The sequence below is a fragment of the Desulfovibrio cuneatus DSM 11391 genome (genome assembly GCF_000430005.1).
In the GTDB taxonomy this organism is placed as follows: Bacteria; Desulfobacterota; Desulfovibrionia; order Desulfovibrionales; family Desulfovibrionaceae; genus Frigididesulfovibrio; species Frigididesulfovibrio cuneatus.
Window position 1 is genome coordinate 30,087 of sequence record NZ_AUCY01000023.1, and the last position, 26,181, is coordinate 56,267.

19 protein-coding genes and 2 tRNA genes are annotated in these 26,181 nt (G+C 55.1%); 12 read left to right on the plus strand and 9 right to left on the minus strand.

Annotation, left to right across the window (positions count from 1 at the left end; translation table 11 throughout):
• Positions 1-50 precede the first annotated feature (50 nt).
• On the minus strand, positions 51-662 hold the full coding sequence (locus G497_RS0107130; RefSeq protein WP_027187633.1) for a tetratricopeptide repeat protein: 612 nt from the start codon (positions 660-662) through the stop codon (positions 51-53).
• A 369-nt stretch (positions 663-1,031) separates the two neighbouring features.
• Between G497_RS0107130 and G497_RS0107135 the strand changes: the two genes are divergently transcribed.
• The gene (locus G497_RS0107135) at positions 1,032-1,433 is read left to right on the plus strand and encodes a hypothetical protein (protein WP_156907982.1); all 402 of its coding nucleotides are present in this window, start codon (positions 1,032-1,034) and stop codon (positions 1,431-1,433) included.
• 101 nt (positions 1,434-1,534) lie between these two features.
• Here G497_RS0107135 and G497_RS0107140 read toward each other — a convergent pair whose 3' ends face one another.
• The 4 genes from G497_RS0107140 to G497_RS0107155 form a co-directional block, all read right to left on the minus strand.
• The gene (locus G497_RS0107140) at positions 1,535-1,987 is read right to left on the minus strand and encodes a phosphatidylglycerophosphatase A family protein (protein ID WP_027187635.1); all 453 of its coding nucleotides are present in this window, start codon (positions 1,985-1,987) and stop codon (positions 1,535-1,537) included.
• A 10-nt stretch (positions 1,988-1,997) separates the two neighbouring features.
• A complete protein-coding gene (locus G497_RS0107145; protein ID WP_027187636.1) occupies positions 1,998-2,750 on the minus strand; it encodes a Maf family protein in 753 nt (250 codons plus the stop codon).
• A 3-nt stretch (positions 2,751-2,753) separates the two neighbouring features.
• The gene (flgM, locus tag G497_RS19100; protein WP_051257930.1) at positions 2,754-3,074 is read right to left on the minus strand and encodes a flagellar biosynthesis anti-sigma factor FlgM; all 321 of its coding nucleotides are present in this window, start codon (positions 3,072-3,074) and stop codon (positions 2,754-2,756) included.
• Positions 3,075-3,138: 64 nt separating this feature from the next.
• Complete coding sequence (locus G497_RS0107155; RefSeq protein ID WP_027187637.1) at positions 3,139-3,552, minus strand: DVU0524 family FlgM-associated protein; 414 nt, start codon at positions 3,550-3,552, stop codon at positions 3,139-3,141.
• Between the two features lie 283 nt (positions 3,553-3,835).
• Here G497_RS0107155 and rfbC point away from each other — a divergent pair, with 283 nt between their 5' ends.
• Positions 3,836-4,387, plus strand: coding sequence for a dTDP-4-dehydrorhamnose 3,5-epimerase (gene rfbC, locus G497_RS0107160; RefSeq protein ID WP_027187638.1), 552 nt, complete (start codon positions 3,836-3,838; stop codon positions 4,385-4,387).
• Positions 4,388-4,855: 468 nt separating this feature from the next.
• On the opposite strand, the gene G497_RS0107165 is transcribed toward rfbC, so the two are convergent.
• A tRNA-Arg gene (locus G497_RS0107165) sits at positions 4,856-4,932 on the minus strand.
• 93 nt (positions 4,933-5,025) lie between these two features.
• On the opposite strand from G497_RS0107165, the gene G497_RS0107170 reads away from it, so the two are divergent.
• The 5 genes from G497_RS0107170 to G497_RS20580 all read left to right on the plus strand — a co-directional run bounded on the left by G497_RS0107170 (position 5,026) and on the right by G497_RS20580 (position 9,710).
• Positions 5,026-5,724 carry a metal-dependent hydrolase gene (locus tag G497_RS0107170; protein ID WP_027187639.1) on the plus strand — a complete coding sequence of 233 codons (699 nt, stop codon included), beginning with the start codon at positions 5,026-5,028 and terminating at the stop codon, positions 5,722-5,724.
• 199 nt (positions 5,725-5,923) lie between these two features.
• The gene (locus G497_RS0107180; RefSeq protein WP_027187640.1) at positions 5,924-7,642 is read left to right on the plus strand and encodes a DEAD/DEAH box helicase; all 1,719 of its coding nucleotides are present in this window, start codon (positions 5,924-5,926) and stop codon (positions 7,640-7,642) included.
• 228 nt (positions 7,643-7,870) lie between these two features.
• Positions 7,871-8,977 carry a pyridoxal-phosphate-dependent aminotransferase family protein gene (locus G497_RS0107185; RefSeq protein WP_027187641.1) on the plus strand — a complete coding sequence of 369 codons (1,107 nt, stop codon included), beginning with the start codon at positions 7,871-7,873 and terminating at the stop codon, positions 8,975-8,977.
• Between the two features lie 39 nt (positions 8,978-9,016).
• Complete coding sequence (locus G497_RS0107190; RefSeq protein WP_027187642.1) at positions 9,017-9,322, plus strand: Dabb family protein; 306 nt, start codon at positions 9,017-9,019, stop codon at positions 9,320-9,322.
• 166 nt (positions 9,323-9,488) lie between these two features.
• On the plus strand, positions 9,489-9,710 hold the full coding sequence (locus G497_RS20580) for a response regulator (protein WP_027187643.1): 222 nt from the start codon (positions 9,489-9,491) through the stop codon (positions 9,708-9,710).
• A gap of 309 nt (positions 9,711-10,019) precedes the next feature.
• Here G497_RS20580 and G497_RS0107205 read toward each other — a convergent pair.
• Positions 10,020-10,095 (minus strand) — tRNA-Val (locus tag G497_RS0107205).
• Positions 10,096-10,702: 607 nt separating this feature from the next.
• Here G497_RS0107205 and nifU point away from each other — a divergent pair.
• Both nifU and nifS read left to right on the plus strand, forming a co-directional pair.
• The gene (gene nifU, locus G497_RS0107210) at positions 10,703-11,578 is read left to right on the plus strand and encodes a Fe-S cluster assembly protein NifU (protein WP_027187645.1); all 876 of its coding nucleotides are present in this window, start codon (positions 10,703-10,705) and stop codon (positions 11,576-11,578) included.
• Complete coding sequence (gene nifS / locus G497_RS17190) at positions 11,575-12,771, plus strand: cysteine desulfurase NifS (protein WP_034637089.1); 1,197 nt, start codon at positions 11,575-11,577, stop codon at positions 12,769-12,771. Before nifU ends, nifS begins: the two co-directional genes overlap by 4 nt.
• A gap of 225 nt (positions 12,772-12,996) precedes the next feature.
• Here the strand turns inward: nifS and G497_RS0107220 are convergent, their stop codons facing one another.
• Positions 12,997-13,707, minus strand: coding sequence for a Bax inhibitor-1/YccA family protein (locus G497_RS0107220; RefSeq protein ID WP_051257933.1), 711 nt, complete (start codon positions 13,705-13,707; stop codon positions 12,997-12,999).
• Between the two features lie 228 nt (positions 13,708-13,935).
• On the opposite strand from G497_RS0107220, the gene ahbA reads away from it, so the two are divergent.
• The 3 genes from ahbA to G497_RS0107240 all read left to right on the plus strand — a co-directional run bounded on the left by ahbA (position 13,936) and on the right by G497_RS0107240 (position 20,432).
• Entirely contained in the window at positions 13,936-14,454 is a 519-nt protein-coding gene (gene ahbA / locus G497_RS0107230; RefSeq protein ID WP_169726981.1) for a siroheme decarboxylase subunit alpha, read from the plus strand.
• Positions 14,455-14,486: 32 nt separating this feature from the next.
• Positions 14,487-15,686, plus strand: a complete 1,200-nt coding sequence (gene tyrS / locus G497_RS0107235) for a tyrosine--tRNA ligase (protein ID WP_027187648.1) — start codon at positions 14,487-14,489, stop codon at positions 15,684-15,686.
• A 219-nt stretch (positions 15,687-15,905) separates the two neighbouring features.
• Positions 15,906-20,432, plus strand: coding sequence for a DUF748 domain-containing protein (locus G497_RS0107240; protein ID WP_027187649.1), 4,527 nt, complete (start codon positions 15,906-15,908; stop codon positions 20,430-20,432).
• A 157-nt stretch (positions 20,433-20,589) separates the two neighbouring features.
• On the opposite strand, the gene G497_RS0107245 is transcribed toward G497_RS0107240, so the two are convergent.
• Positions 20,590-26,181, minus strand: a 5,592-nt coding sequence (locus tag G497_RS0107245; RefSeq protein WP_027187650.1) for a type I secretion C-terminal target domain-containing protein, incomplete at its 5' end; no start/stop codon positions are given.

A 26,181-nucleotide genomic window follows, 5' to 3' on the forward strand; every position in this document is an offset into this window, starting at 1 on the left:
TTTGTTGGCACGCGGCGTTAAGGGCCACACAGTACAGGAGTTTCCCCCGGTTACGGACAAAGGCCTTCAGTGCGTGCTGCATTGCGGCGTGAACAATCCCCCAGGGAACAGGCCTTGGCCAAGCTTTCGCACGCTTCTTCTGTATTACTATCGGCAAATTCCACTAAAGCTTTGGTGTTCCACACCACAGGTTTTGTGTCGTCTGCTTTCAGGGCGCGCGTTATATCGCGCCGGGCCGTTTCTGCTTTACCCGCTTTCAGGGCAACCGCAGCCCGAGCGGCAAAATGTTCTGCTGTGGGGGCAAGCTGGATGGCTTTGCTCAAATCGGCAAAGGCGGCATCAAACTTGCCAAGGTCGCTTTGGGCCATGCCCCGGCGGACATAGGCCGGGGTGTATTCTGGTTCCAGGGTAATGGTGCGGCTGAGCAGTTCCACTGCTTTTTGCGGGTTGCGGCACACTTCGCCGTCTTTAGCCCGCAACACTAAATTTTCGCGCCATAACACACGAGCCTGGGAATATGCGCGTTCCGCTTCCGGGGCAAGCTGGCCTGAAAGGCCCATGGGGTTTACCACACGGGGTTGGGGTTTTTCCGGGGTGGAAGAACACCCTTGAGTGATGCAAAGCAGGGGAAGGAGAAGAAGCAAAAAAGAGAATGCGGGCATGGAGGCTCCTGAACCGCTATGGCTGTGAGAGTAATGGCTGTTTTGGCTACGCACAGAGCAACGGCAGCATACTGGTGCCCTGTGCCTGTAGGTGTACTGCGTTGCGTAGTTCTGGGCAAGGAAAAGATGGCGAAAGAAAAGTTGTCAAATGATAAATAATGCGTTGCCATGTATGTTAAAACACTATACAGGTTATTGCATAGGGTGCATGCATCGTTTGGGGTTCATGTGTATGCTTGGTGTACTTTTTTGCGCAGTCTTGCAGGGCATAAATGCTTCTGGCAAGCCTTACGCCAACAGGGCATACAGCGCACTCTCTCCGGCATGTTTCCATTAACAGCAAGAGGTAATACTGTTATGAGTTCCATTATGTCAACAGATGCGCTTTGCAACGCAGTGCATTATTTTGAAGAAGAAAGCAGCAGGCAACCGTATGAACAGGTGTATGGTTTGTGCGCTGCGGGGTTAAAGGTTATATCTGAAAATCTATTCCCGTTGGGACAAGAGCTTGGGGTGACCCGGCCCTATTTGCAGGAAATGGAAGGGTTGCTCACTTCCTTTGGGAAGAAAGCGCAATGCCCTTGGGAAGACCCCCAGGCGGCGGCTTTTCAGTTGGTGGAAAATATGGCGGTGGTGTTGCGGGAGTTTTACACGCGCACAGGCAAAGCGGTGGACGCCAACACCCAGGCGGTGTTTTCCTATTTTGAAACCAGCGGGCACTGGCAGGCAGACGACGGAACGCTTGTTTCCACATGCTACCATAGCTTATAGTCCTATATTTTGGTAACTCGCCGCGCAGGAATGCCGTTCGCCCTGCTCTGCACTTTTGCAGAGCAGGGCGAACCTTTATAGTGCCGAAAATGCGAGGGCGTTTACAGCAAATGGACCAGCCCCAGGCAGAGCATGGCCAGAATGCCTGCCATGACGTCGTCCAGCATAACCCCAAGGCCACCGGGGAAGTCTTCACAGCGGCTCACAGGCCAGGGCTTGGTGATGTCGAACAGCCGGAACAGGCCAAAAGCCAGGGCATAGCTCCAAAAACCCAGATGAGCAAAAGGCAGGCATACCAGCCATTGGCCGACAAATTCATCAATGACAATTTCTGAAGCGTCAGGCTTTTGCAGCATCTCTTCCGCTGCGCTTGCGGCGTGCACCCCCAGCCAGAACAAAAAGGCCAGCGCAAGAAGCCTGCCGGGCAGGGAAAGGGGCATGAACAGCAAGGGGCACAGCACAATGGCCACCAGGGAGCCAACAGTGCCGGGGGCTTTGGGGCTTTTCCCGGCAAAGCCTACACGGGCAATGGAAAGCAAGCAGTTATGGTACACGGTATCCTCGTTATTCCAGAACGTGGTAGGCACGAAGCGCAGTGATAGTTTCCGCCAGGGGCAGGCCCACCACATTACTCCAGGAGCCCTCAATGGATTCAATGAGAAAAGCGCCAATACCCTGAATGGCATAGGCCCCTGCCTTGTCGGCAGGTTCCCCTGTGTCCACATAGCGTTGCAGGGTTGCAGTACTGGCTGCCACCATGCGCACTTTGGTGTGCACGGCAAAGGCAATAGCCCCAGCAGGGCAAAGCACTGCTACGCTGCTGAACACATCGTGTTCCTTGCCAGCAAGGCTTTGCAGCATGGCCAGGGCTTCTTCAGGGTGGGCGGGTTTGCCCAAAATACGGCTGCCAACGGCTACTACAGTGTCTGCGGCAACCACAGCGGCTGCCATGCCCTGGGGGGCAGGAATGGCCCTGGCAAAGCATGTGGCCTGAATAAAGGAAGGGGGCAGCGGGGCGAGCGACGGGGCCTGTTCTGTGGTTTGCTCCGTGCCCTGGTCCATGGCCTGCCAGAAAAGAGCAGCATTATGGCTGGAAATAGCAAAGGCCTTGCCCCCACATAAGTCAGGGACAAGGCTGAATGCTTTGAGGCATGCCGCACGCACAGCGAACAGCATGGGGCTTTCGTCCTTTTCCGGAAGCGGTTCTGCCCCCGCAGGGGGAAGCAGAACACGAAAAGGAAGGCCCATATCTTCGAAAAACGCACGCCGCCGGGGTGAACCAGAGGCCAGCACCAAAGGAACACGGCAGGTATAAATAAGTTACTCCTGAAGTGTTTGGCGCAGTTGTGTATCTTCCTCCAGTAACCGCTGGGCAATAGTGTGGCTGTCCACCACATATTCCCCCGCAGCAACCCGTTCCCGAATGGCGTTGAGCTTGTCTCTGCGCACGTCCGGGGCTTGGCTGGCTGCGTTCAGCGCTACGGTACGCACTTTGGCTTCCCCTGAAAGGCTAATGCGGTCGCCCTGGCGCGGGGCATTAAATGCCTCAATGGCGCGTTCGCTTAGTCTTGCAGCAGGTTTAGCCTCAACCTTGTTAAGCAACAGGTCTATGCTACCATGCTGAATGTTTTTAATGTTCATGTTCTAGCCTCCCGGCTTTCCATTCCCGCCAGAATAGGGGAAAAAAGACCCTGTGGCAACACAATTACAGCATGGTGGCGTCTACTACTCGTAGTGCCACCTGCCAAAGGGTTGCCAGTAAACGGGCTTTGTCTTCTCCCACAAGTTCCACTTCTCCCCCTGCTTCTGTGTTGCGCAAAATATGCACTTCCATGCCTGTGGGGGAAAAACGGAACGTATGGGTTGCCCCTGTTTCCTGCTCCAGCTCTTCCAATACCTGCCGAACAATCAAATTATCACTTCCGGAAAAAATCAGATTGTCTGTAATTTCGCGGGCCACCCGTTCCACCGTTAGGGAGCGTTGGTGGGCAGCTTCGCGCTGTTGCGGCGGCGTAACAACGCCAAGCCCCCCGCCCATGCGGGCAAGTCGCCTTGTTGTTGCCAGTTGCTTGCCGTATTGCAGCAACATTTGGCGTGTATAGTAAGATGGAGTATCCATAGCCACATAATCCCCGTATTGGTCCCTATCGGTACCATCAAGAAGTCCTTTAGGGGAAAAAGTCAAGCGAAACGAGAAAAAAAGTCACGTCCAAAGCGTATTATAGGCTACACCCCACCCTGGCAACGGGTGAATTGGCATCACTAAAAAAAGAAATACTCCACATCTTGCTCTTTTGCATAAGCTGAGGCATTTTATTCCTGTTCCGTGTAGCTGGCTGAAGCTTGCTTCTACAAAGAATTTTCTTTGAATAATTCACCTTTTTTAAAAAAGTCATTATGCCATGAACATAGCAGAAACACGAATTCCTGGGCTTTTGCTGTTTACCCCGGCCGTGCACCGCGACCACAGAGGTTTTTTTGCGGAAACCTGGCGTGAAGAATGGCGCCAGCCCCTTGGCCTTGCTCACCCCTTTGTACAGGATAACCACGCCCGTTCAGAAGAAAAGGGAGTGCTGCGCGGCCTGCACTTTCAAACGGAGCCCACCAGCCAGACAAAACTGGTGTGGGTTACCCGTGGGGCGGTGTTTGATGTGGCGGTAGATTTACGGGTGGGTTCCCCCACTTACGGCCAGTGGGAAACTGCTGTGCTTACCCCGGAAAATGCCACGCGGTTCCTGGTGCCCCAAGGGTTTGCCCATGGGTATATGACCCTAGAGCCGGGCACGGAGTTTCATTATAAGGTGGATAATTACTATAGCCCGAGCCATGAAGGGGGCATCCGCTGGAATGACCCGACATTGGCTATTCCCTGGCCGGATATTCCCCCGGTGCTTTCGGAAAAGGATAAAGCGTTGCCGCTGTTTGAAGGGTTTGTTTCGCCGTTTGTGTTTTAGGGGGAAGAGATAAGAGGTGGGGGGTAATCCCCCCTTTTTTTACTACAAAAGAATGCTTGTGGAAACGCTGATTTATTCCGTTTGGCGGCGTTGCTTTGCTTTTTTTGAAACAGCCGAAGACAGAAGAGTTGACTCGGCACGTCCTGGGCCTCGCCTTTGGCTCCCGCCCTTTGGGCGGTTCCCAATTCTGCTTTCCTGCAGAATTGTCACTCCTGCTTCAAAAAAAGCTCGTGCACAGAGTCTATGTCCCCGACCTTGCCAAACGAAATAACTGCGCGTTTCCCAAATGCCCTTTAATCAGTGTTTCCTTGTAAAATGTATGAGCAATTTTTATAATTCCATCCACCGCTCTCAAAAAAAGAGAGGTTGAAATCATGCGTTTTGTACCAAATTTGTACCACAATGTGCATTTAATTAAATTAACCACAAAAAAAGGGGCCACCCTTGCAGGTAGCCCCTTGAAATTTATGGTGCGCGGTATAAGATTCGAACTTATGGCCTTTGCCTCCGGAGGGCAACGCTCTATCCAACTGAGCTAACCGCGCTCAAGCAGGGGATACTAGCGCTTGCATCTTGTACCTGTCAAGATGTATAGTGCAAAAAGCAAAATGAATTGGCAAGATAAAGGAGGGTAAAGGATGAACGAAACCGTTACCTGGCATGGGCATTCCAACTTCCACGTAGCATGGGAAGGCGGCAGCCTTGTTATCGACCCATTCTTCACCAACAACCCAAAAGCCGTTGTGGCACTAGCCGATTCACCTAAGCCGGACTACGTGTTGCTTACCCACATGCATGGTGACCACATTGGCGACACCGTTGCTTTGTGCCGCGAATACGGCGCAAAACTGGTGTGTGCCGTAACCACAAGCGAAGCGATGGTGGCCAAGGGTGTTCCCCAGGAAAGCCTTTTCAATGGTATTGGCATGAACATTGGTGGCACCGTGCCCTTGCAGGGCGCGTTTGTGACCATGACAGAAGCATTCCATACCTCGGAAGCCGGTGCCCCCACAGGGTTTATCGTTCGCCTGCCTTCAGGCTACACCCTGTACCATTCAGGAGATACGGGCATTTTCGCCAATATGGCCACGTGGGGGGCCCTGTTCCCCTTAGACCTTGCCCTGCTCCCCGTTGGTGATGTATTTACCATGGACGGCCGCCAGGCCGCCATGGCCGCAAAAATGTTAGGAGCAAAAGCGGCAGTGCCCATGCATTATGGCACATTCCCCCGCTTGGCTCAAACGCCAGATGCGTTTATACAGCATTTGGAACAAAGCGCCCCGGCATGCCGCTGTAAGGTAATGCAGCCTGGGCAAACCCTTTCACTGCCTTTATAAACGCAATGGACACAGCCGCGCCCCTGCATTGGGTGCGGTCCTTTCGCCAGCGGCAGCCCTGTATACGAACATGGTCGTATCCATGTTTTTTTGGGGGTGCCACGGCAGGTTTAGCGGGTACATGCCCTGCTTCCTGCCCCTTTTTGCGCCGGGTTATGGTCTTTTGCCGCCAGGCACTGTTTTTTTAAGGATTGTGTAAATGAGCATTCGTTTTGAAGATCTCGGCCTTTCTAAAGAAGTTTTGAAAGCTATTGCCGATATGGGGTTTGAAGAAGCCTCCCCCATTCAGGTGCAGGCCATTCCCCACCTTTTGGAAGGTCGTGACGTTATTGGCCAGGCCCAAACAGGCACTGGCAAAACCGCTGCCTTTGGCATTCCCATGCTGGAACGCGTAGACGCGCGCGCCAAGCATACCCAGGCCATTGTGCTGTGCCCCACCCGTGAACTTGCCATTCAGGTTGCCGCAGAGCTGGGCAACCTTGCCGTTCACATGCGTGGCCTTGTTGTGCTGCCAGTGTATGGCGGCCAACCCATTGAACGCCAGTTCCGCGGCCTTGCCAAAGGCGCGCAGATTGTGGTGGGCACCCCTGGCCGGGTGCTGGACCACCTGCAACGCGGCACCCTTAAGCTACAGCAAACCCATTTGGCTGTGCTGGACGAAGCAGATGAAATGCTGGACATGGGCTTTAGGGACGACATTGAAGCCATTCTGGAAAAAACCACCAAGGAATGCCAGACTGTCTTTTTTTCTGCCACCATGCCCCCCGCCATTCTCGACCTTGCCCGCAAGTACTTGAATAACCCGGAGCATGTTAAAATTACCCAAAAGGAACTCACCGTTCCCAGCATTGAACAGCAATATTTTGAAGTGCGTAGCCACCTTAAAATGGATGCCCTGTTCCGCGTGCTGGACGCCCACGACTACCGTAAACTGTTGGTGTTCTGTTCCACCAAGCGCGGCGTGGACGAAGTAACCACCAACCTGCAAACACGTGGCTACCAGGCAGACGGCCTGCATGGCAACCTTGCCCAGGGCCAGCGCGACAGGGTTATGGCCCGTTTTCGCTCCGGCGGCATTGAAGTGCTGGTGGCAACAGACGTTGCCGCACGCGGCCTGGACGTGGACGACGTGGAATGCGTTATCAACTTTGATATTCCCAATGATGTGGAAAACTACGTGCACCGCATTGGCCGCACAGGCCGTGCAGGGCGTAGCGGCACTGCATTTACCTTTGTTTCCCCGCGCGAACAATTCAAACTGCGCGACATTGTGCGTTACACCAAAGCACGCATTGACCAAAGCCAGTTGCCCACCTTGCGTGATGTAACCGCCATTAAAACCAACCGCTTGCTTGACCAGGTGCGCGCCACCATGGCTGGCGGCGGGCTGGAACGCCAAATGGCGCTTATTGAACCCTTTCTGGAAGACGATTACAGCACCATGGACATGGCAGCGGCCCTGCTGAAAATGCTTATGCAGCAGAACTTTGACCACGGGGAAAACCAGGAAGACCCCTTGTATGCAAAGCCAACCTACAAAGACGACCGTTTTGGCCGTGGCGACCGCCCAGACCGTGGTGAACGCCCAGGCCGCCCGGACCGGGGCGATAAAGGCGACCGTGGCAGCTTTGACCGCAATGGTGGTGCCCGTGGCGCCAAAGGCCGCCCCCGTGTGCCCATGAGCCGCCTGTTCCTCAACGTGGGCAGCAAAATGCACGTGGAACCCCGCGATTTGGTGGGGGCCATTGCCGGGGAAACCGGTATTCCGGGCCGCAGCATTGGTGCCATTGAAATTCATGAAAAATTCTGCTTTGTGGAAATTCCCACCGACATGGCAGATGAAGTGATTAAAGGCATGACTGGCAGCCAGATTCGCGGTTACAAGGTAGCCATTGAAAAGGCCCAGCCCAAACAGTAGGAACCGCTGATTAATTGCCATTACTCAGCTTTATGCCCGAACAGGCGAATCTTCGCTTGCTCGGTAAAGGCACAAAACCCGCTTATGGTACATAAGAAGTCAATTCTTTGTATTGGCGGGTTTTGGTCTTTGAACCGCGTAAAAAGACACACGGAAACACACGCGTTGTGGAAACACTGAACAAATCAGCGTTTCCCTGTGTTCCCCCAAAAACCGGAGGAGTGTAGCATGACCAATCTGCTTGACAACATCCGCCCCACCCTGCTTATGGGGCCTGGGCCTTCCTGCGTACCGGACGCCGTGTATGCAGCCCTGGCAAAACCCACCCTTGGCCACCTTGACCCGTACTTCATTACCATTATGGACGCCATCAAGGAGCAGTTGAAAACGGTTGCAGGCACCAAAAACCAGGTAACCATGCCCATGTCTGGCACAGGTTCCGCTGGCATGGAAACCTGCTTCGTGAACCTTGTGGAACATGGCGACCCGGTGCTTGTTCTCATTAACGGCGTATTTGGCAAACGTATGCAAGACGTGGCAGAACGCCTGGGTGCCCAGGTGGACGTGCTGGAATTTACGTGGGGCACCCCTGTGGTACCTGCGACTGTTAAAGAAAAACTTGCCACCAAAGCTTACAAAATTGTAGCGGTGGTTCATGCGGAAACGTCCACCGGGGTGTGCAACCCTGTGGCAGAACTTGGCCCCATGGTAAAAGAAAACGGCGCGCTGTTCCTTGTGGACTGCGTGACCAGCCTTGGGGGTATGCCCGTTGCAATGGACAAATGGCAGGCAGATGCCCTGTATAGCGGCACCCAGAAATGCCTTTCCTGCCCCCCTGGGCTGGCACCCATATCTTTTTCTGAAGCAGCCATTGCCAAGCTCAAAAGCCGCAAAACAAAGGTGCCCAACTGGTACCTGGACCTCTCCCTTATTATCAATTACTGGGAAGGCCACACCCGCGCCTACCACCACACAGCGCCCATTAACATGAACTATGGGTTGTATGCCGCCCTGTACCTTATTTTGCAGGAAGGCCTGCCAGCCGTGTTCAAACGCCACCAGGAAATGCACGCCTACCTTGTGCAAGGGCTGGAAGCCATGGGCCTGCGCATGGCTGTGGCCCCGGAATGCCGCCTGCCCATGCTCAACGCTGTGGGTTGCCCGGAAGGCGTGGATGAAGCTGCCGTGCGGGCAAAATTGCTGGCAGAAGGCATTGAAATTGGTGCGGGCCTTGGCCCCCTGGCCGGGAAAATTTGGCGCATTGGCCTTATGGGCCACACCGCCCGGAAAGAGAATGTAGATACATTGCTAGCAGCTTTGAAAAAAGCTATTTAGTCAGCGTTTTCCTAACCCACACAACACACGAGGGCTTACATGCTGCACCATATTGTTTGGTGGACATTTAAAGAAGAAGCAGAAGGCGCATCCGCAGCGCAAAACATGGCAAAAGTAAAAGCCAGCATTGAAGAGTTGCGCGGGAAGATTCCCTCACTGCTGCAACTGGAAATGAGCGACACAGTGCTGCCCACTTCCACCCGGCCTGCCCAACTGGTGCTGCACACCGTGCATGATAATGCTGCGGGCCTGCACGCCTATGCAGAACATCCTTTGCACGTGGCCGTGCTGCCCTTTGTGAAAGCTGTGGTGGCCAGCCGTGAAGCGTTGGATTTTGAAGTATAGCAGCCATTGCCTGTAATGAAGAATCAAAGAAGCACCCTCCAACATGCTTATGCTGGGGGGTGCTTCTTTTTTACGACGAGCGCATAATAGTCGTAACGTGACTTCCCGCAGGGAAGACGCCCCACCCCCACGGGGTTGTTCCAGAAACTCCAAAGGAGTGCGCGCCATGCACCATATAATAAAAATAGCTGCTCTTTTTTTATTGCTACTGCTTCCTGGGTGCGCAGGCAAAGCCATGCGTACCGTGCCCATAATTGCCATGACAGCCCACGCCATGCAGGAAAACAGGGACAAAAGCCTTGCCGCTGGCATGAATGACCACATTACCAAACCCATTGATATTGACGAACTGCAAGCCAAACTGGTGCTGTGGACAAGCCGGGGGTAGGTAAAACTGGCGGTGGGGCGTGCAAAAAAAGGCATGACCACCGGGAAAGCCTCACACAAACCCAGCCTTGCAGGATGCACAGCACGTAATGAGCCCTTGTTAAACAACAAAAAAACACGGCCCGTTATGCATGTTATTTACTTCAAAAGCTCTGCGCATTACCTGGACGTAATTCGCGTTCTGCATACTAGCATGGATGTGGATATGCACCTGAAGGACAATGCCTAATAGGCTGTGGGCATAGGCGCGGCAAAACTCTAAAACAAAAAAGGGGTTACGACCTTGTACGTCGTAACCCCTTTAAATTGCTGGTGGGCAGTACAGGACTTGAACCTGTGACCCCCGCCGTGTGAAGGCGATGCTCTACCAGCTGAGCTAACTGCCCTTTCGGAAGAGTGAAAATAGTGCAAGCGCTGGGCTGTGTCAAGCATATTGCGCCGGGAAGCGAAAAAAACTTACATGGGTTGCAGCGGAGTATCACTTTTTTTCCTGAAATGAAAAAAAAGAGGCCTTAACCCTTGCCCGTGGTGACAAGGTGCTTATGTTCAATGAGCCAGAATTATGTCTGCCCGTTTTCATATCTTCCCCTACAGTGCAAGGTATTGCGGTGTAAGGGTTGTTGCGGCGCAGTTTTTACGGGCAAATTTTCTTTCTGTGCATGTTTCTGTTTTTTCCTGCACGGGAAATGGGCATCAGCCCTTTACAAGCAGGGAAGCCTGCGGGTAAGAGTAGAGAAACGCTGCGGTATTTCATTTGGCAGCGTTCCCCAAAGTGCACGCGCCCCTGCGGCCCCGCAAAGCCAGCAAACCGGGTGCACACAAAATTTCATGGCAACGGCTTGCCATGCTGCGGGCACAGGCCCGTGGCCCAAAAGCCGTTGCCATTCAAATGGAAGCAACCCCCGCCCTACACAGGCGGGAGCAACCCAACACGGCACTGCCGTATATGCACACAAGCCATCCCCCGGCATGGAAAAGGTGGAGGAAACTGTTATGTGGGATTACACCGATAAAGTTCGTGAATATTTTTTGAATCCGAAAAATGTGGGCGCTCTTGAAGGGGCCAATGCCATTGGCGAAGTGGGCAGCCTTGCCTGCGGCGACGCCCTGAAGCTGTTCCTGAAAATTGAAAACGACCGCATTGTGGACGCCAGCTTCCAAACATTTGGTTGCGCCAGCGCCATTGCTTCCAGCTCTATCCTTACCGAGCTGATTAAAGGCAAAACCCTGGACGAAGCCCTGGCCGTTTCCAACAAAGACATTGCCGCAGCCCTGGGCGGCCTGCCCAAAGAAAAAATGCACTGCTCCGTTATGGGGCAGGAAGCGCTGGAAGCAGCCATACGCAACTACCGCGGCGAACCTGCCATGCCCCACAGCCATGAAGGCCGCGTGGTGTGCCGTTGCTTTGGTATTACCGACCAGCAAATTATTAAGGCCGTGAAAGAAAACAACCTTACCAGCGTGGAAGAAATTACCAACTTCACCAAAGCGGGCGGCGGCTGCGCCGACTGCCTGGAAGACATTGGCGAAATTTTGCGCGCCACCCTGGCGGGGGAAACAGGTGCACCCCAAAAGCCCCTTATTCCCGACATGCGCCCCAAAACAGTGCCCCCGCAAAACGCCCCGCTTTCCAACGTGCAGCGTATGCAGCGCGTTATGTCCGTGCTGGATGAAATTATTCGCCCGCGCCTGAACCAGGACGGCGGCGACATTGAACTTATCGATATTGACGGCAAAAAAGTCCTCGTTGCCCTGCGCGGCATGTGCACCAGTTGCCCTTCCAGCCGCCTGACCATTGAAGGGTTTGTGCAGCAAACCCTGCGCGACCAGGTGGACCCAGATCTTACCGTGCAGGAGGTTACGTCATGAGCCGCGTTATATACATGGACAACAACGCTACCACAAGCGTTGCCCCGGAAGTGCTGGATGCCATGCTGCCCTTTTTGAAAGAGCAATACGGCAACCCTTCCAGCATGCACACCTTTGGCGGCGTTGTGGGCAAAGCGGTTGATAGAGCCCGCCAGCAGGTGGCAGACCTGTTGGGTGCCAGGGTGCCGGAAGAAATTATCTTCACCTCCTGCGGTACGGAAAGTGACTCCACCGCCATTCTTGCCGCCCTGGAAGCACAGCCCGAAAAACGCCATTTCGTGACCACCCGCGTGGAACACCCCGCCGTGCTTGCCCTTGGCCAGCACCTGGAAAAAAAGGGCTACCGGGTTACCTTCCTGGGGGTAGACGCCAAAGGCAACCTGAACATGGATGAACTGAAGGCCGCCCTCACACGGGACACGGCCCTGGTTTCCGTTATGTATGCCAACAACGAAACGGGCGTTATTTACCCCATTAAGGAAATTGGCAACATGTGCCGTGAACGCGGCATCCTGTTCCATACCGACGCTGTGCAGGCCGTGGGCAAAATTCCCCTGGACCTGAAAAACATGCCCATTGATTACTTAAGCCTTTCCGGCCACAAGCTGCATGCCCCCAAAGGCATTGGAGCTTTGTATGTGCGCCGCGGGGCCCCTTTCCGCACCTTTTTGCGCGGCGGCCACCAGGAACGCGGCAGAAGGGCCGGCACGGAAGCTGTGCCCAACATTGTGGCCCTTGGCGCGGCCTGCGCCCTGGCAGCCAAGCACATTGACCAGGAAAACACCGTGGTAAAGGGCCTGCGCGACAAGCTGGAAAATGCCCTGCTGGCCGCTGTGCCGGAATCCATTATTAACGGCGACCGCACCCACCGCCTGCCCAACACCACCAACATCTCCTTCAAGTATGTGGAAGGTGAAGCCATTCTGCTGCTGCTGGACCAGTTCGGCGTGTGCGCCAGTTCCGGTTCTGCCTGCACTTCCGGCAGCCTGGAACCTTCCCACGTGCTGCGGGCCATGGGCGTGCCCTTTACCTTTGCCCACGGGTCACTGCGCCTCAGCCTTTCACGCTATAACACCGAAGCGGAAGTGGATGGAGTAATCAAAACCCTGCCCGGCATTATTGAACGCCTGCGGGAAATATCCCCCTACCGTAATTTGGCGGATAACGTTGCCGAAGGTGAAGCCCATCACTAGAAAATAAGGGGGACGCTGTCCCCCTTACCCCCTGCAAAGGGCATGATGCCCTTTGAACCCCAAAATAAAAAGAACGGTTACAGAATGTCTGTAACCGCTCTTTTTTTTCGCTCCTGCGGCGAGGCGGAGGGTGCGGGTAGCTTTGCTGCCCGCACACCTTCACGAAGCCCGAGCGGAAAAAGGAAGCAAAGCAACGCCGCCAAACGGAATAACTGGGCGTTTTCCCTAGCGGCGGTCGCCAGTAAGACGCAGCAACATAATAAACAGGTTGATAAAATCAAGGTACAGGGTAAGCGCACCCAGAATAACGCCGCGGCGCATGGCAGTGGCGTCGCCTTCCGGTGCGCTTTCACCCATGGCCCGCAAGCGCTGGGTGTCGTAAGCTGTCAGCCCAAGGAACACAACAACGCCCACGCAGCTAATGATGAAGTTCATCATGGTGGAAGGCCAAATCATGTTCACAATGGAAGCAATGATAATGCCAAAAAGCCCCATCATACAAAAGCTGCCAATGGAGGTCAGGTCGCGTTTGGTAATAAGGCCATACAGGCTCATGGCCACAAACATGCCGGAAGCCGTTACAAAGGCCTGCACCACAGAAGTGGAGGTGTACACCAGCAGCAACACGGAAAGGGTTGCCCCGTTCAGGGCGCTGTACAGCAGGAAAATACCTGTGGCAGCCCCGGCAGAAAGGCGCTGAATAGCCCCGCTAATGGTAAACACAAGGGCCACCTGGGCAATGATAAGCCCGTAAAACGTCCATTTGCTGGAGAACACTATGGCCGCAAGGGCGGGTACGGTAACCACGGAATAGGCCATAATGGCAGTAATCAAAAGGCCTGCTGCCATCCAGTTATACACGGAACGCAAGTAGGCGTTGGTCAGCGCGGTAGACTTTTCTGCAACACCCAAAAAAGTTTTGCTGTTGCTGTTCATATCAGTACTCATGGGATTCTCCTGCTTAAGAATGTATTCATCATATAATAGTCAATAACTGGCCACTTGGCAAGGTAATGCCCGCACAAGTCATGCCCTGCAAACAAAGGCTTGCCTTTTGGCAAGAGCTGGCCTACGTTTTCCCTTTCTTCCTTATGCGAAACCATTGCAAAACTGCGTTTGGGGTTGCCTTGCCAGCGCGTTCCCCCACATACTCAAGGAAATGCCATGAACACACCACTGCCGGAAGAACTGGACGGCGGCAGCATTGACGCCCTGCCAGATACCGGGCTTGATGCCAGCGACCGCCGTATTTTAAGCCTTATCCAGTCTGGTTTTCCGCTGGAGCCGCGCCCCTATGCCGTTATTGGGCAACAGGTGGGCCTGGGGGAAGAAGAAACCTTCCAGCGTGTGCTGGCCCTGAAAAAACGCAAAATTATCCGCCGACTGGGGGCCAATTTCCAGTCGCGCAAGCTGGGTTTTCACAGCACCCTGTGCGCCGCCAAAGTGCCCCTTGATGGGCTGGAAGCCTTTGTGCAAGAAGTGAACAGCCACGTGGGGGTAACGCACAACTATTTGCGTAACCATGCCTACAACGTATGGTTTACCTGCATTGGCCCTTCCAAAGAAGCTGTGGTGGCGCTTTTGCACAGCATTTCGGAAAAAACTGGCATTGCCATTTTAAACCTGCCTGCCCATAAAATGTATAAAATCAAGGTGGATTTTCAGCTCAATGCTGAGGAGTAAGAACCCACTGCTATATGCTCAAGGAGAGCACGATGACTGTAGATATTGATGCCCAGATGCAGCTTATTAAACGCGGTATTGTTGACCTGATTGATGAAGCCGACCTGCGCAAGAAAATAGCCAGGGGCAAGCCCCTTACCGTGAAGGTAGGCTTTGACCCCACAGCCCCGGACTTGCACCTTGGGCACACAGTGGTGCTGCACAAAATGCGGCATTTTCAGGAGCTTGGGCACAATGTGGTGTTTTTGATTGGCGACTTTACCGGGCGCATAGGCGACCCTTCCGGCCGTTCAGACACACGCCCCCCCCTCACCGAAGAACAGGTGAAGGCCAACGCGGAAACCTACAAGCGCCAGGTATTCAAAATTCTGGACCCGGAAAAAACCACAGTGGAGTTTAACTCCCACTGGCTGGGGGCCATGAATGCGGCAGACTTTATCCGCCTGACCTCGCGCTATACTGTGGCCCGTATGCTGGAACGCGACGACTTTGAAAAGCGCTACCAGGGCAACCAGCCCATTGCCATTCATGAATTTATGTACCCCCTGTGCCAGGGGTACGATTCTGTCGCCCTCAAGGCCGATGTAGAAATGGGCGGCACAGACCAGCGCTTCAACCTGCTGGTGGGCCGCCACCTGCAAAGCCAATACGGGCAGGAACCGCAGTGCATTATTACCGTGCCCCTGCTGGAAGGGCTGGACGGCATTAAAAAAATGTCCAAGTCTTTAGGCAACTACATTGGCATTGACGAGCCCGCCTCCCAGATTTTCGGCAAGGTTATGTCTGTTTCCGACACCCTTATGTGGCGCTACTACGAGCTTATTTCCACCCGCTCCCTGGAAGAAATTGCCGCACTGCGCGCGGATGTGGAAAACGGCACCCGCCACCCCAAAGCGGTGAAGGAAGCCCTGGCTTTTGAACTGACGGCCCGCTACCACAGTGAAGAAGCCGCCCATGTGGCCCAGCAGGAATTTAACGCCGTGTTTGCCAAAGGCGGCGTGCCGGAAGATGCCCCCACCCACCTGTGCAAAAACGGAGAAGCTTCCACCCCGGTGGCCTTTCTGGCCGATTCCGGCCTGACAGCTTCACGCGGGGAAGCCCGCCGCCTGGTGGCCCAAAAAGCCCTGACCATTGACGACACCCCATGCGAAGACGGCGCAACCCCCCTTGCCCCCGGTGAATATGTGGTCAAGCTCGGCAAAAAGCGCTTCCTGCGGTTAACAGTGCAATAATTGGTTTTTATTGGGGAGGCTCTGCCTCCCCAATCCCCTCCGCCAAGGGCATGATGCCCTTGGAACCCCTATCAGCGCTTGCCCTCCCGCAAAGCGGGAAGGCAAGCGCAAATATGGGGGTCAAGGGGAATCATTCCCCTTGCAGGGGGCTGGGGGACAGCGTCCCCCAATCAAATTCAAGCCTATTTTCTGTGCCCCAATCTCGACCGGATAGACATAATGCCAGCCAAACACATCCCACTCCACTGGTTTATAACCCCGCACAAGCGCCCCCGGCGCTGGCTGGTGGTGTGTTCTGCGCTTGTGGCCCTGTACGCCGTGCTCCTTGGGGTTGTAGCCCCATGGTTTGCCATACGCCATGCCCCGGCAATAATAAGCCAGGCCTTGCACAACACCACCACCATAGAGCGTATTTCCATTAATCCGTTCACCCTGCGCTTTACCCTGGAAGGAGTGGCCCTTACCTACCCCGGTGGGAATGATCCCTTTTTCAGCGCCCGGCGGGTGGTACTGGACCACGGCATAAGCAGTGTACTACGTTTTGCCCCTGCCCTGCATGCCGTAACGGTGGAACAACCCATCCTGCATTTTTCCCTGGAACAAGACGGCACCACTTCCTTCAGCCAGTTTGCCCGCCCCGGTGAGCAGGCCAAGCAGGAGGAAGGCAAGCCAGACAGGCTGTTCCCCTTGGTACTGAACAACATCACCATTGACGGGGGCACCATTGAATTTGCCGACAATATGCACGGCACCCACCACACCCTGAAGGACCTTTTTCTGTTTGTGCCCTTCACTTCCACCTTACCCGCAGACCAGGCCCGGCAGGTGCGGCCCACCCTGAATGCCACGTTAGATGGCTCCATTATTGGGCTGGAAGGCCGCACACGACCATTTTCGGAAAGCCTTGCCACCTCGTTCCGTATGCATTTGGGGGAAATTGCTCTGGAACAATTGCGGCCCTACCTTACGGCCTATACTTCCCTCACCCTTGATGGCGGAATTGCCACGGCAGAAATTAGCCTGGAATTTGAACGCCATGAAGAAGGCACCAACATTTCTCTAGCAGGTTCCCTGCATGTGGCAGACCTGCGCCTGAGCGCCCCCCAGGAAGGGGTGGTGCTGGAAGTGCCCTTTGGCGTTATTGAAGCTGAACGGGTACTGCCGGAACATGGGCGCTTTTCCCTGCGCGAAGTGGTGCTGGAAAACCCGGTGGTGCTTGTAGCACGTAAGGCTGACGGCAGCATGAACTGGAGCCGCTACCTGACGCCACAACCCCCTGCCAACACGGCTCCGGCTAAGGGCGAAGCCCCTGCGGCGGCTAAACCAGGGGAGGCAGGCACACCCCCACAACCTGCGGGAAATGCTGCTGTTGCAGCAGAAACAAACGCCACACAGCCCCAAACCAATGGCACCATGCCCCAAACCAACAGCACTGTGGCCCAAGCCAATGGAACTATGCCCCAAGCCAATGGCACGGTGGCACAAACCAACAGTACTGCAATAGAAACCAATGGCACGGCCTCCGGGGTGGCTTTTGTTCCCCCTGTCCCCAACCCCAATGCAGGCCCCCTGTTTGCCCTGGAGCAATTCACCATAACCAATGCCAAGGTGCTGTGGCGCGACGCCACCTTGGGCAGCACGTTCCAGCAGGAAATTTACCCCCTGAACATTCAGGCCAAACGCCTTGCCACAGAAGCCCCAGAACAAAACACCGGGGCTGAACAGCCTGCCCCTGGTGTTACGGCTTCGCCTTTCACTGGTCTTGCCACTGCCGTGGCCCCTGCCCCATCCTCAACAGCGGGGCAACCCCCTGTGCAAGGGCTAGCGGAGGCAGGCAACACAGGGCATATGCTGGCAACAGAATCTTCCGGCCTATTTTCCATCACTCTTGGCAGTGCGGTAAGCGCAGACCCCAAGGAAACCGAGGCCTTTTTCCAGCAGGCTTTGGCCCTGGAGGCTGATGCGGCACAAAAGATGGCAGAGGCTACAGCCCCTGCCACCGAAGAGATGACTACCACACCGGAAGCTCTTGTACAGAATGCCACTGCCCAGAATGCAGCAGGCCAAGAAGGCCAAGCCCAAGGAAATGCCACTGCCCCGGCAACCTCTGGCTTGGCAACGTCTGCCCCAGAAGCGGCCCAGGCCCCAAAGCCAGCCACTGCACCCCTTGGCAACATGGCCTTGCGGGGCACGGTGCAACTGTATCCCTTTGTTCTGGACGCCCGCGTCCGGGTGAACAGTTTTCCCATGGAGCGCATTGGGCCTTACACAGCCCTTTCCGGCCTTGCCATGCAGGGCGGGCTGCTGAACATAGACACCCAGTGCCGCCTAGCCATTCAAAATGGTATGCCCCACCTTGCCTTGCAGGAAGGGGCCCTTTCCCTGCACGACTTTGTGGTTACCGTGCCCTTTCCCGGTGGTTCTGCCGTGGCCCGTTTGCAAAACCTGCTGGTGCGCCGTGTTACGGTGAACCCGGAAACCTCGTTGCTTACCCTGGGGTCTGTGGTGGTGGATGCCCCGCAGTTCAGCGCCGTGCTGGCGGCCCCTGGCAAAGAAGCCTCCCCTGCCACCGCCCCTACGGCTGGGCCTTCTGCCCCGGCAAAAGAGAGTGCAACGGGTGCCCCCACAGGCAGCAGGGCTGAAGGAACAGCCAATAAAGCACTGGATGTGACCATTGAAAGCCTGGGGCTAAAAGACGGGCGGCTGGACATTACCAACGAAGCCGCAGTGAAAGCCCCGTTGAACATTACAGGTTTTGCCCTGACTGGTAGCAATGTGAGCACATTGCCGGGGCAGAAAATTTCCATGGAAGCTTCCGGCACCTGGAACGGTTCGGGCAAGCTTGGCATAAAAGGCACAGGCACGGTAACGCCCCTGAACCTGGCCTTTAATACCGCCCTCAGCAAGGTGCCCCTGCGTTCCCTTGGGCCATGGCTGGCGGCTATTTCCACCCTGGAAGTAAAGCAGGGCGTTGTTTCCTGCGATATTAACGTGAACGTGGCCCAAAGCGGCATTGCTGTGAAGGCAGAACCCAAAGCCGGGGCCACGGCCCAGCGCAATGCCCCGCACCCTGGGGCAATTGCCACCCCCAGCCTGCCCCGGCAGGAAAGCAAAGCCGCAGAACACGGTGTTGGCCTTGCCCTGGCTGGCAAGATGGAAGCCGATGAAATGGTGCTACTGGAAGAAGGGCGCGAAGTGTTCAGCCTTGACCACATGAAGCTGCTTGGCCTGCGGGGCAACACGGCAGCCCGCACCTTTGACATAACAACCCTGCGCCTGGAAGGGCCGCGCCTTTCCTTCAGCCGTTACCCGGAAGGCATAAACACCCTGACCAAAGCGTTCGACGTGACAGGAGCACTCACAGCCAACGCCAAGGCCCGGTACAAGCAGCTTGGCACCGTTACCCTGGAGCAGGCCATGAAGGCGGCAGAACAAACAGCCGCCAAGGCCCCCAATACGCCCATTAGCCCTGCTGTTACCCTGTATGCCGACGGTCCGCAGCATTCCGTAGTGCCGGGGCTTGCCCGCCTCAGCATTGCCACCCTGCAAATGGAAGGCGGGGCCGTGCGCTTTCATGATGAAACACTGGCCCGGCGGGCTTCTGTTTCTTTTTCCAATTTAAATATGAAGGCCACAGGGCTTTCTTCTGCCAGCCGCCAGCCTGCTTCCTTTACCCTGGCAGGCAAAGCTGAAGGGGCACCCTTGCAGCTAAGTGCCACAGCAAACCCGTTTTTTCTGCCCTTGCAAGCCAAGGCCACGGCTTCCCTTAAGGGCATGGACATGATTCCCCTTTCCCCCTATGCAGAGCAGTTTCTGGCCTACCCCATCAGCAAGGGGGCGCTGTTTCTGGATTCCACCGTGCAAACCGACGGTCAGGTGCTAAGTGCCCAAAACAGCATTACCCTTGGCGGGTTGCAGCTTGGGGCACAAGTGCCGGGGCGCACCCCCCCCAACGTGCCCATTAAAACAGGCCTTTCCCTGCTGGCAGACAGCAAGGGCGACGTGCGCATAGACCTGCCCATAAGCGGCAAACTGGGCGACCCGCAGTTCCGCGTGGGCAACGTGGTGACCAACGTTATTGGCAACATGTTTTTCAAGGTGGTGGCTTCCCCCTTCAATTTGCTCGGCGCGGTTATTTCCGGGCTGGATAGTGGCGGCCCTTCCCTGGACAGCATTGTGTTTGCCCCTGGTGACGACAGACTAGACGCCAAGGGGGCCAAGGTGATTGCCGCGGTGGTGGAACTGCTGCAAAAACACCCCAAAATTGCAGTGGTGCTGCATGGCATGGCCGATGAAGCGGAAAAAACGCAGCTTGTGGCGGCGTTTATTCGCAAAGGGGTGGAAGAAGCCAAGTGGAACAGCCTCGGCCGCAAAGAACGCGAAACCAAACGCTCTACCGACATGCGGGTTGACCCGCGCCTGACCCCTGCGGAATATGAAGAATTTTTGTTTGATTTTTATAAGGAAGCAGACATACCTGATAAACCCAGCACCCTTGGCCTTGTGAAAAAACAGCCTGTGTCGGTTATGCTGCAAATGCTGGAAAAAACCGTGGCCGTGAACGACAAAGCCCTGGAAAGCCTTGCCCTGGCAAGGGCCGCAGCGGTTAAGGCGGAAATTGTACGCCTGGACGCTTCCCTGGCAGGCCGGGTGGCTGTGGACCCCACCCCCAAGCTGCGGGAAGCTGGCAGCGGGCAGCCGCTTTACAGCCGGGTGGAGTTTGGTGTGGCAGATAAAGGCAAGTAAAAGTGCGGCGAAGCGCCGCGAGATTTTATTGTGAATAATTGATACCGCGTAGTGTTGTGCGGCGTGCCACAATAAAAAGCAGCCTTTCCCGGAACCGGGAAAGGCTGCTTTTTTTATGGGCAGCAGGGCCACCCTTTTTCTTAATCGTTTATGCTTACTACTGGGTAAGAAGCAATTGCTGCATAAGCTGCTCTGCCGTTATGGTGCTGTTTTCCAGCACAATAACCTGATCAAAGCGGCCTTCAGCACTTTCACCGCTGGTGCTTATGTTCAGCACGGTGTTGCCATTTTCATGGGTCACGTTCAGGTAGTTGTCCAGGTTATCTTTGGCACCGTCGGTCAGCAGGCCACTCAGGTCCAGCTTGTCGCCTTCATCAATGTTAAAGTCAGTTACCACGTCGGTGGCAGGGGCATCTGCTGTGCCTGCATCGCCTGCCTTCCACACAAAGGTGTCTGCCCCGGTACCGCCAGTCAGCACGTCGTGCCCGGAACCGCCCACAAGAATGTTGTTGCCAGCATCACCAATAAGGGTGTCGTTGCCAGCGCCGCCATCTACTATGCCGCCGTGGGCACTGCCGTGCAGCACCACATAGTCGTTGCCTGCACCCATGGTGGCCTGCCCGGTGAAGTCGCCCTGAATGCTCAGGGTGTCGTTGCCGTCGCCCAGCACCAAGGTGGAGAGGTTGTCAACAGTGCCATGCAGGGTAACAGCGTTGGTACCGCCCATAAGATTCATTTGGGCATTTTCCAGGCCGCCAGCATCTACATGCAGGGTGCCTGTGTAGGTGCTTTCAGTGGTTACATGGGCATCAATCAAGTTGCCTGCAACGGTCAGGGTGTCGTGCCCGCCGCCTGCAAAGGTCAGGTCGGTGTGGCTTACATCGCCTGTCACGCGCACAACGTCATCTTGCGTGGAAGCAAAGGTGTGGTCGCTGTGATTACCACCAGAAAGGGTTCCGTCAAAGTCCCCTTCATGGAACACGTTGCCCATGTCGCTATGCACTTCCGTTCCGGTAAGCAGGACTTCCGGAAACAGCACTTCCACATTTTGAAAGGCTGCTCCGCCAAAGAAGTTGTGCAGGTCGGCTTTGTCTTGAGCCGACCATGTTTCATTGTAGATAATTTCAATGGATTCAACGCCATGGCCAGTTGCCATAAGGGCATTCAGCCATGTTTCGTATCTGCCTTTAAACTCGGCAAAGTCTTTTGCCTTCAGGGTAAGAATGTCGTGGCCAGCGCCCATTTCCAGGGTCAGCCCCCCCCCATTCACTGCGCCGTCCAGCACCACGCGGTCGTCGCCGCCACCAGTGCTGATACTATTTTGGCCGCCATATATGGCAATAATATCACCCTTAATGGTAATAAAGTCAGCTTTCTCTGAACCTACTATGCGGTTCTCGCCCAACGACTCCGCGTACATGGCATAGGCTTTGCCACCGTTGCCGGCAGTTACGGTAATGCGAACTTCCAAACCGGTTGAACCGTCATTGGCCTGGATGAGGTTTACGCCTTTATCAGTAGCGAAAAGAGCTGCGGTGGAATAACTGTTGGCACCTGGGGCGGCGTTGTTTACATCAATGGACAGCGACTTGCTGAGAGTAAGAGTGTTTGTTCCACCCACGGCCTGAAGGCCCCTGGCTATGCCACTTGCTGTTTCAGTTACCAGGCTCACGTCACCTGTGGCATTTACTAGGTTATGACCACCTGAACCAGCATTCATAGCGGAACTCGAGGTGCCGCCACTGGCGGTAATGGTAAGCCCCCCGCCCAGTTCGTTCACAGTATTGGTGCCGCCTGCCTCAGCGTTTAAACCCACGGCAGTGGTGCCAGCTGTTGCGGCAAGCGTAATATCATTTCCTGTCAGGGTATTCTGGGCACCTGCGCCTTTTGCAGCAACACCAATGGCCTGCCCAGCAACGGCTGTGGTCATAACACTCAGGGAACTGGTGGAGCTCAGGTTATTTTGGCTGCCAGCGCCAGCGTACAAGCCCCACGCATTTGTTGCAGAAGAGACATCAACCGATACGGGACCTGTACCAGTAATGGTATTCGTGCCACCGCCCAAGGAATATACGCCTAGAGATTGGGTTCCGCTGTTGTTTTTTGCGATTATGTCTATATTGACCCCGTTAATGGTGTTGGCCCCTGCCCCGTTGGCATACACGGCATAGGCCATGCCCGTGTTGGTTGTGGCGTTCACAGTCACGTCTCCACCAGCATTCAGGGTGTTGGTGCCGCTGTTGGTGGCAGCCATGCCTGTGGCCGTGCCCGAGCTCGGGTTCAAGTTCTGTGCGCTGACGGTCACATTTTTGTCGCTTAAAATGATGTTTTTACCAGAAGTATCAGCCTGCACACCATAGGTGACACTCCCTGTGGAAGCTGCTTGCACCGCCACATCGCCTTTCGCGGAAATGATATTCTGGCCTTTGCTCGCAGCGCTCATAGCCACATAGGAGTTATTGCCGCCGTTCACAAATACACGGCCTTCCACATCTGTAATTTCATTTTTGCCCGTAGCAGCTGTCATGGCATTGGCAATGGTTACATCGCCGCCCACTGTGCGCACCGTGTTGGTGCCGCCGTTGCTTTGCACAGAAAGGCTGCCAATGGTCACATTTTTGCCGACATTTTCAATAAGGGTTTCACCGTTATTATCTACGGTCAATTGTCCCTCAATGAGCACATTGCCTGTAACATCCGCAATGCGGGTTTGCACGTTGGTGCCATAGGTGAATATAGCTGTATTGGCGCCAGTTAATCTAACATCGCCACCCACGTTGGTAATGCTGTTCTTGCCACTCACAGTGTCTATGTTAAACGAACCCGTGGAGTTCAACGTCACGTTGCCAGCCACATTGCTTATGGTGTTGCCATCGGCATTACTGCTCACACCAGTGTACATATTAAGGCCACCAGTAATGCTCACACTACCTTTCACATCGTCTATACTGTTCTTGCCACCGTAACCAAACACATACATACCGTTGCCACCATAAAGGTCAACGTTGCCAGTTACATGACTGATGGTATTGGTGCTATTCCCCCAGTTATCCATGGCAATACCCTTGGAGCCAGCGTCAATTTTTACATTGCCGCCCACTTCCGTAATGGTGTTGCTGCCACCAGAGGTTCTGTAGCCCCCCATGCCGGAAGCAGTGCCGCTCACAGTTACGTTGCCGCCCACCGTGCTGATGGTATTGCTGCTGCCTGTACCGTCGGCTTGCATACCGTAGTTGCCGCCGCCCACAGTCACGTTGCCGCTTACATTGGCAATGCTGTTGGTGCCGCCGCTTTTTGCGTCCATGGCGGAAGCAAAGCCAGCGCCGGGGTTGCTTGCGGTAATGGTCACATTCTCGGCTTGGGTAATTTCGTTTTTCCCGCCTGCTTCAGCCCGCAGGCCATAGGCATTGGGCACGTAAAAACCACCTGAGGCGGTTGTGCCTGTGGCAATGTTGGAAGTGGCGGTTATGTTCACGTCGCCGCCAGCGCTCAGGCTGTTGGTGCCGCCATAGGCATTGGCACCGTAGGCAATGCCGCCTGTGCTTTGGGTGTTCAGGGTAATATCGCCTGTGCTGGCAATGGTGTTCTGGCTGTTGGCAGCGCTGGTGTACATGGCTGCCGCTTCACCACTGGATACCCCTGTAATGTTCACAGAGGCAAAGTCTTTAATGATGTTTTGCCCGCCAGCGGAAGCTTCCATGCCGCGCACTTTGGAATATTGCCCGCCAGTGCCGGAAAGGTTCATGGTAAAGCTGGCGTTATCTCCTGTGCCCTGCACAAGGTTAGTGGCTGTGGGAGTGGTGCTGGAGGTAGCACCTGCAACCATGCCAACGCCTGTGTAGCCTTTCAGGTTCAGGTCTACATCATTGCTTATAATGGTGTTACTGGCGGTGTCGCTGGCGGTCATGCCTGTGGCCCATCCAGTAACATCGGCATTCATCTGCACGTGGTCGGCATCAATCAGGTTTTGCCCGCCGCGTGAGGCGCTCATGCCTGTTACAAAACCGCCGCCCAGGTTGATGTTCACCTGGCCTGCACCGTCTGTAGTGCGGGCCGTAATCGTATTTTTCCCGGCAACATCAGTGGAACCAGACATGTAGGTGTCCATGGCCACGGCTTTTTCTGTTCCGGTAATGGTCATGTTCACGGTGTCTGCCGTAACGCGGTTTTCAGCCCCTGTGGTTTGCGCCACAAGGCCTTTGGCGTCAATGGCAGCCTTCACATCAATCTGGGCCTGCTTGGCCTCAATGGTGAAGGTGCCCGGGCTCTGGTTGTTCACACCCCAGGCGTAGGAGCCGGGGGTGGCTATTTCCTGGTTGGCCTGCAAGGAAACCGTGCCATTTTTGGCGCTCAGGGTCACATCCACGTTGCCGCCTGCCATGTTAATGGCGTTGGCACCTTCGCTTCTGGAACCGCCGGAACCTGTGGTGAACACGCTGTTGTCGTCGGCACTAATGGTAATGTTGCCGCTTGTGCTGGTAATATCCAGGGAACTTTCAGTGGTGTTCCCCCAGGTGTAAATACCCCGTGACGCACTGGAAGCATCAACCCCCGCAGCACTTTCTTTGGTGCTGCTAATGGAAATATCGTTGGTGGCCTCCATGGTGGTGGTGCCTGTGTTTTGTACAATACCTGTCACCGAAGACTTGCTGCCCGTGCTGCTGGCGCTAATGTCTATGCTTTCGGCCTTGATGTTGAGGGAACCGTTAGAAGACACACCGGAAGTGCCGGAGTTCATTCTGGCGAACTCATCCACCGTATTCAGGTTGGCGGCATGCACAGTCAATTTACCGCCTGCTTCCACAACCGTAGTACCTGTATTGCTTATGCCTGTGGCCCCTAATTCCTGGCTGGTGGCGTCAATGGAAATGTCGCCCCCCGCCTTCAAGGTACCTTGCCCGCTCATGCCATAGGCACTTTTGGCCATATGCACATCAATATCAATGTCTTTTCCGGCAGTAATGTTGTTTTGCCCAGCATCCACAGTAGAGTAGTTGGTCAGGCCACGGCCTTCGCCTTCCCCACTCACATCTATGGAAACGCTGCCTTCTGTGGCCTCAAGGGTGTTAGTGCCGCCTGCCTTGGTATACATGCCGTAGCTGGCGGAATGAATGTCGGAATGGGCCGTCAGGGAAATGTCGCCAGTGGCGGTTTTCACGCTGTTGCTGCCATTTTCGGCATACATGTTGGTGCCCGCGTTACCCGAAGCGTTCAGGATGACATCAGCAGAATCGGTGGTAATGGTATTGCTGCCGCCTGTGGTGGTCATGGAGTAGGCGGTGGAACCCGGTGTTACCTGTTCCACCGTTACGGTGCCACCGTCGGCAGTAACGGTGTTGGTGCCTTTCAGGCCACCAAGGTACACAATGTCGTAGCCTTTGCCAGCATCAATGGAACTGCCAGAAACAACGCCCGTAAAGCGGATATGGTCGTCCAGGTCGCTGGAAGACAAGTTACCGTTATTCAGGGCCTGGCCCTGGTGCCATTCGCCATGCTTCAGGCCACCGTTTGCCAGGTCGTAGCCGCCGTTGTCGCCGGCTGTTTCACCATCCAGCGATTTGGAAGCCACGTTGTCGTTCTGGTTCAGCACCACCTGCACGGTGTATTCCACACCGCTGGCGTCGGTCAGGGTAATATAGCCGTAAGCATTGTTGCCGCCCTGGGCAGCCAGAAAATCTTTCCCGGCCTGGTTCAGGGTCAGGGTCAATTGCCCGCTGGCGTCAATACTAACATCAAAATAGTCTTTAAA

What these genes read in the sequence shown, in the direction of transcription:
- G497_RS0107185 (WP_027187641.1), top strand. Translation starts at nt 7,871, where the DNA reads ATGACCAATCTGCTTGACAACATCCGCCCCACCCTGCTTATGGGGCCT.
- nifU (WP_027187645.1), top strand. Translation starts at nt 10,703, where the DNA reads ATGTGGGATTACACCGATAAAGTTCGTGAATATTTTTTGAATCCGAAA.
- ahbA (WP_169726981.1), top strand. Translation starts at nt 13,936, where the DNA reads ATGAACACACCACTGCCGGAAGAACTGGACGGCGGCAGCATTGACGCC.
- tyrS (WP_027187648.1), top strand. Translation starts at nt 14,487, where the DNA reads ATGACTGTAGATATTGATGCCCAGATGCAGCTTATTAAACGCGGTATT.
- G497_RS0107170 (WP_027187639.1), top strand. Translation starts at nt 5,026, where the DNA reads ATGAACGAAACCGTTACCTGGCATGGGCATTCCAACTTCCACGTAGCA.
- G497_RS0107130 (WP_027187633.1), bottom strand. Translation starts at nt 662, where the DNA reads ATGCCCGCATTCTCTTTTTTGCTTCTTCTCCTTCCCCTGCTTTGCATC.
- flgM (WP_051257930.1), bottom strand. Translation starts at nt 3,074, where the DNA reads ATGAACATTAAAAACATTCAGCATGGTAGCATAGACCTGTTGCTTAAC.
- G497_RS20580 (WP_027187643.1), top strand. Translation starts at nt 9,489, where the DNA reads ATGCACCATATAATAAAAATAGCTGCTCTTTTTTTATTGCTACTGCTT.
- G497_RS0107220 (WP_051257933.1), bottom strand. Translation starts at nt 13,707, where the DNA reads ATGAACAGCAACAGCAAAACTTTTTTGGGTGTTGCAGAAAAGTCTACC.
- G497_RS0107155 (WP_027187637.1), bottom strand. Translation starts at nt 3,552, where the DNA reads ATGGATACTCCATCTTACTATACACGCCAAATGTTGCTGCAATACGGC.
- nifS (WP_034637089.1), top strand. Translation starts at nt 11,575, where the DNA reads ATGAGCCGCGTTATATACATGGACAACAACGCTACCACAAGCGTTGCC.
- G497_RS0107190 (WP_027187642.1), top strand. Translation starts at nt 9,017, where the DNA reads ATGCTGCACCATATTGTTTGGTGGACATTTAAAGAAGAAGCAGAAGGC.
- G497_RS0107240 (WP_027187649.1), top strand. Translation starts at nt 15,906, where the DNA reads ATGCCAGCCAAACACATCCCACTCCACTGGTTTATAACCCCGCACAAG.
- G497_RS0107180 (WP_027187640.1), top strand. Translation starts at nt 5,924, where the DNA reads ATGAGCATTCGTTTTGAAGATCTCGGCCTTTCTAAAGAAGTTTTGAAA.
- rfbC (WP_027187638.1), top strand. Translation starts at nt 3,836, where the DNA reads ATGAACATAGCAGAAACACGAATTCCTGGGCTTTTGCTGTTTACCCCG.
- G497_RS0107135 (WP_156907982.1), top strand. Translation starts at nt 1,032, where the DNA reads ATGTCAACAGATGCGCTTTGCAACGCAGTGCATTATTTTGAAGAAGAA.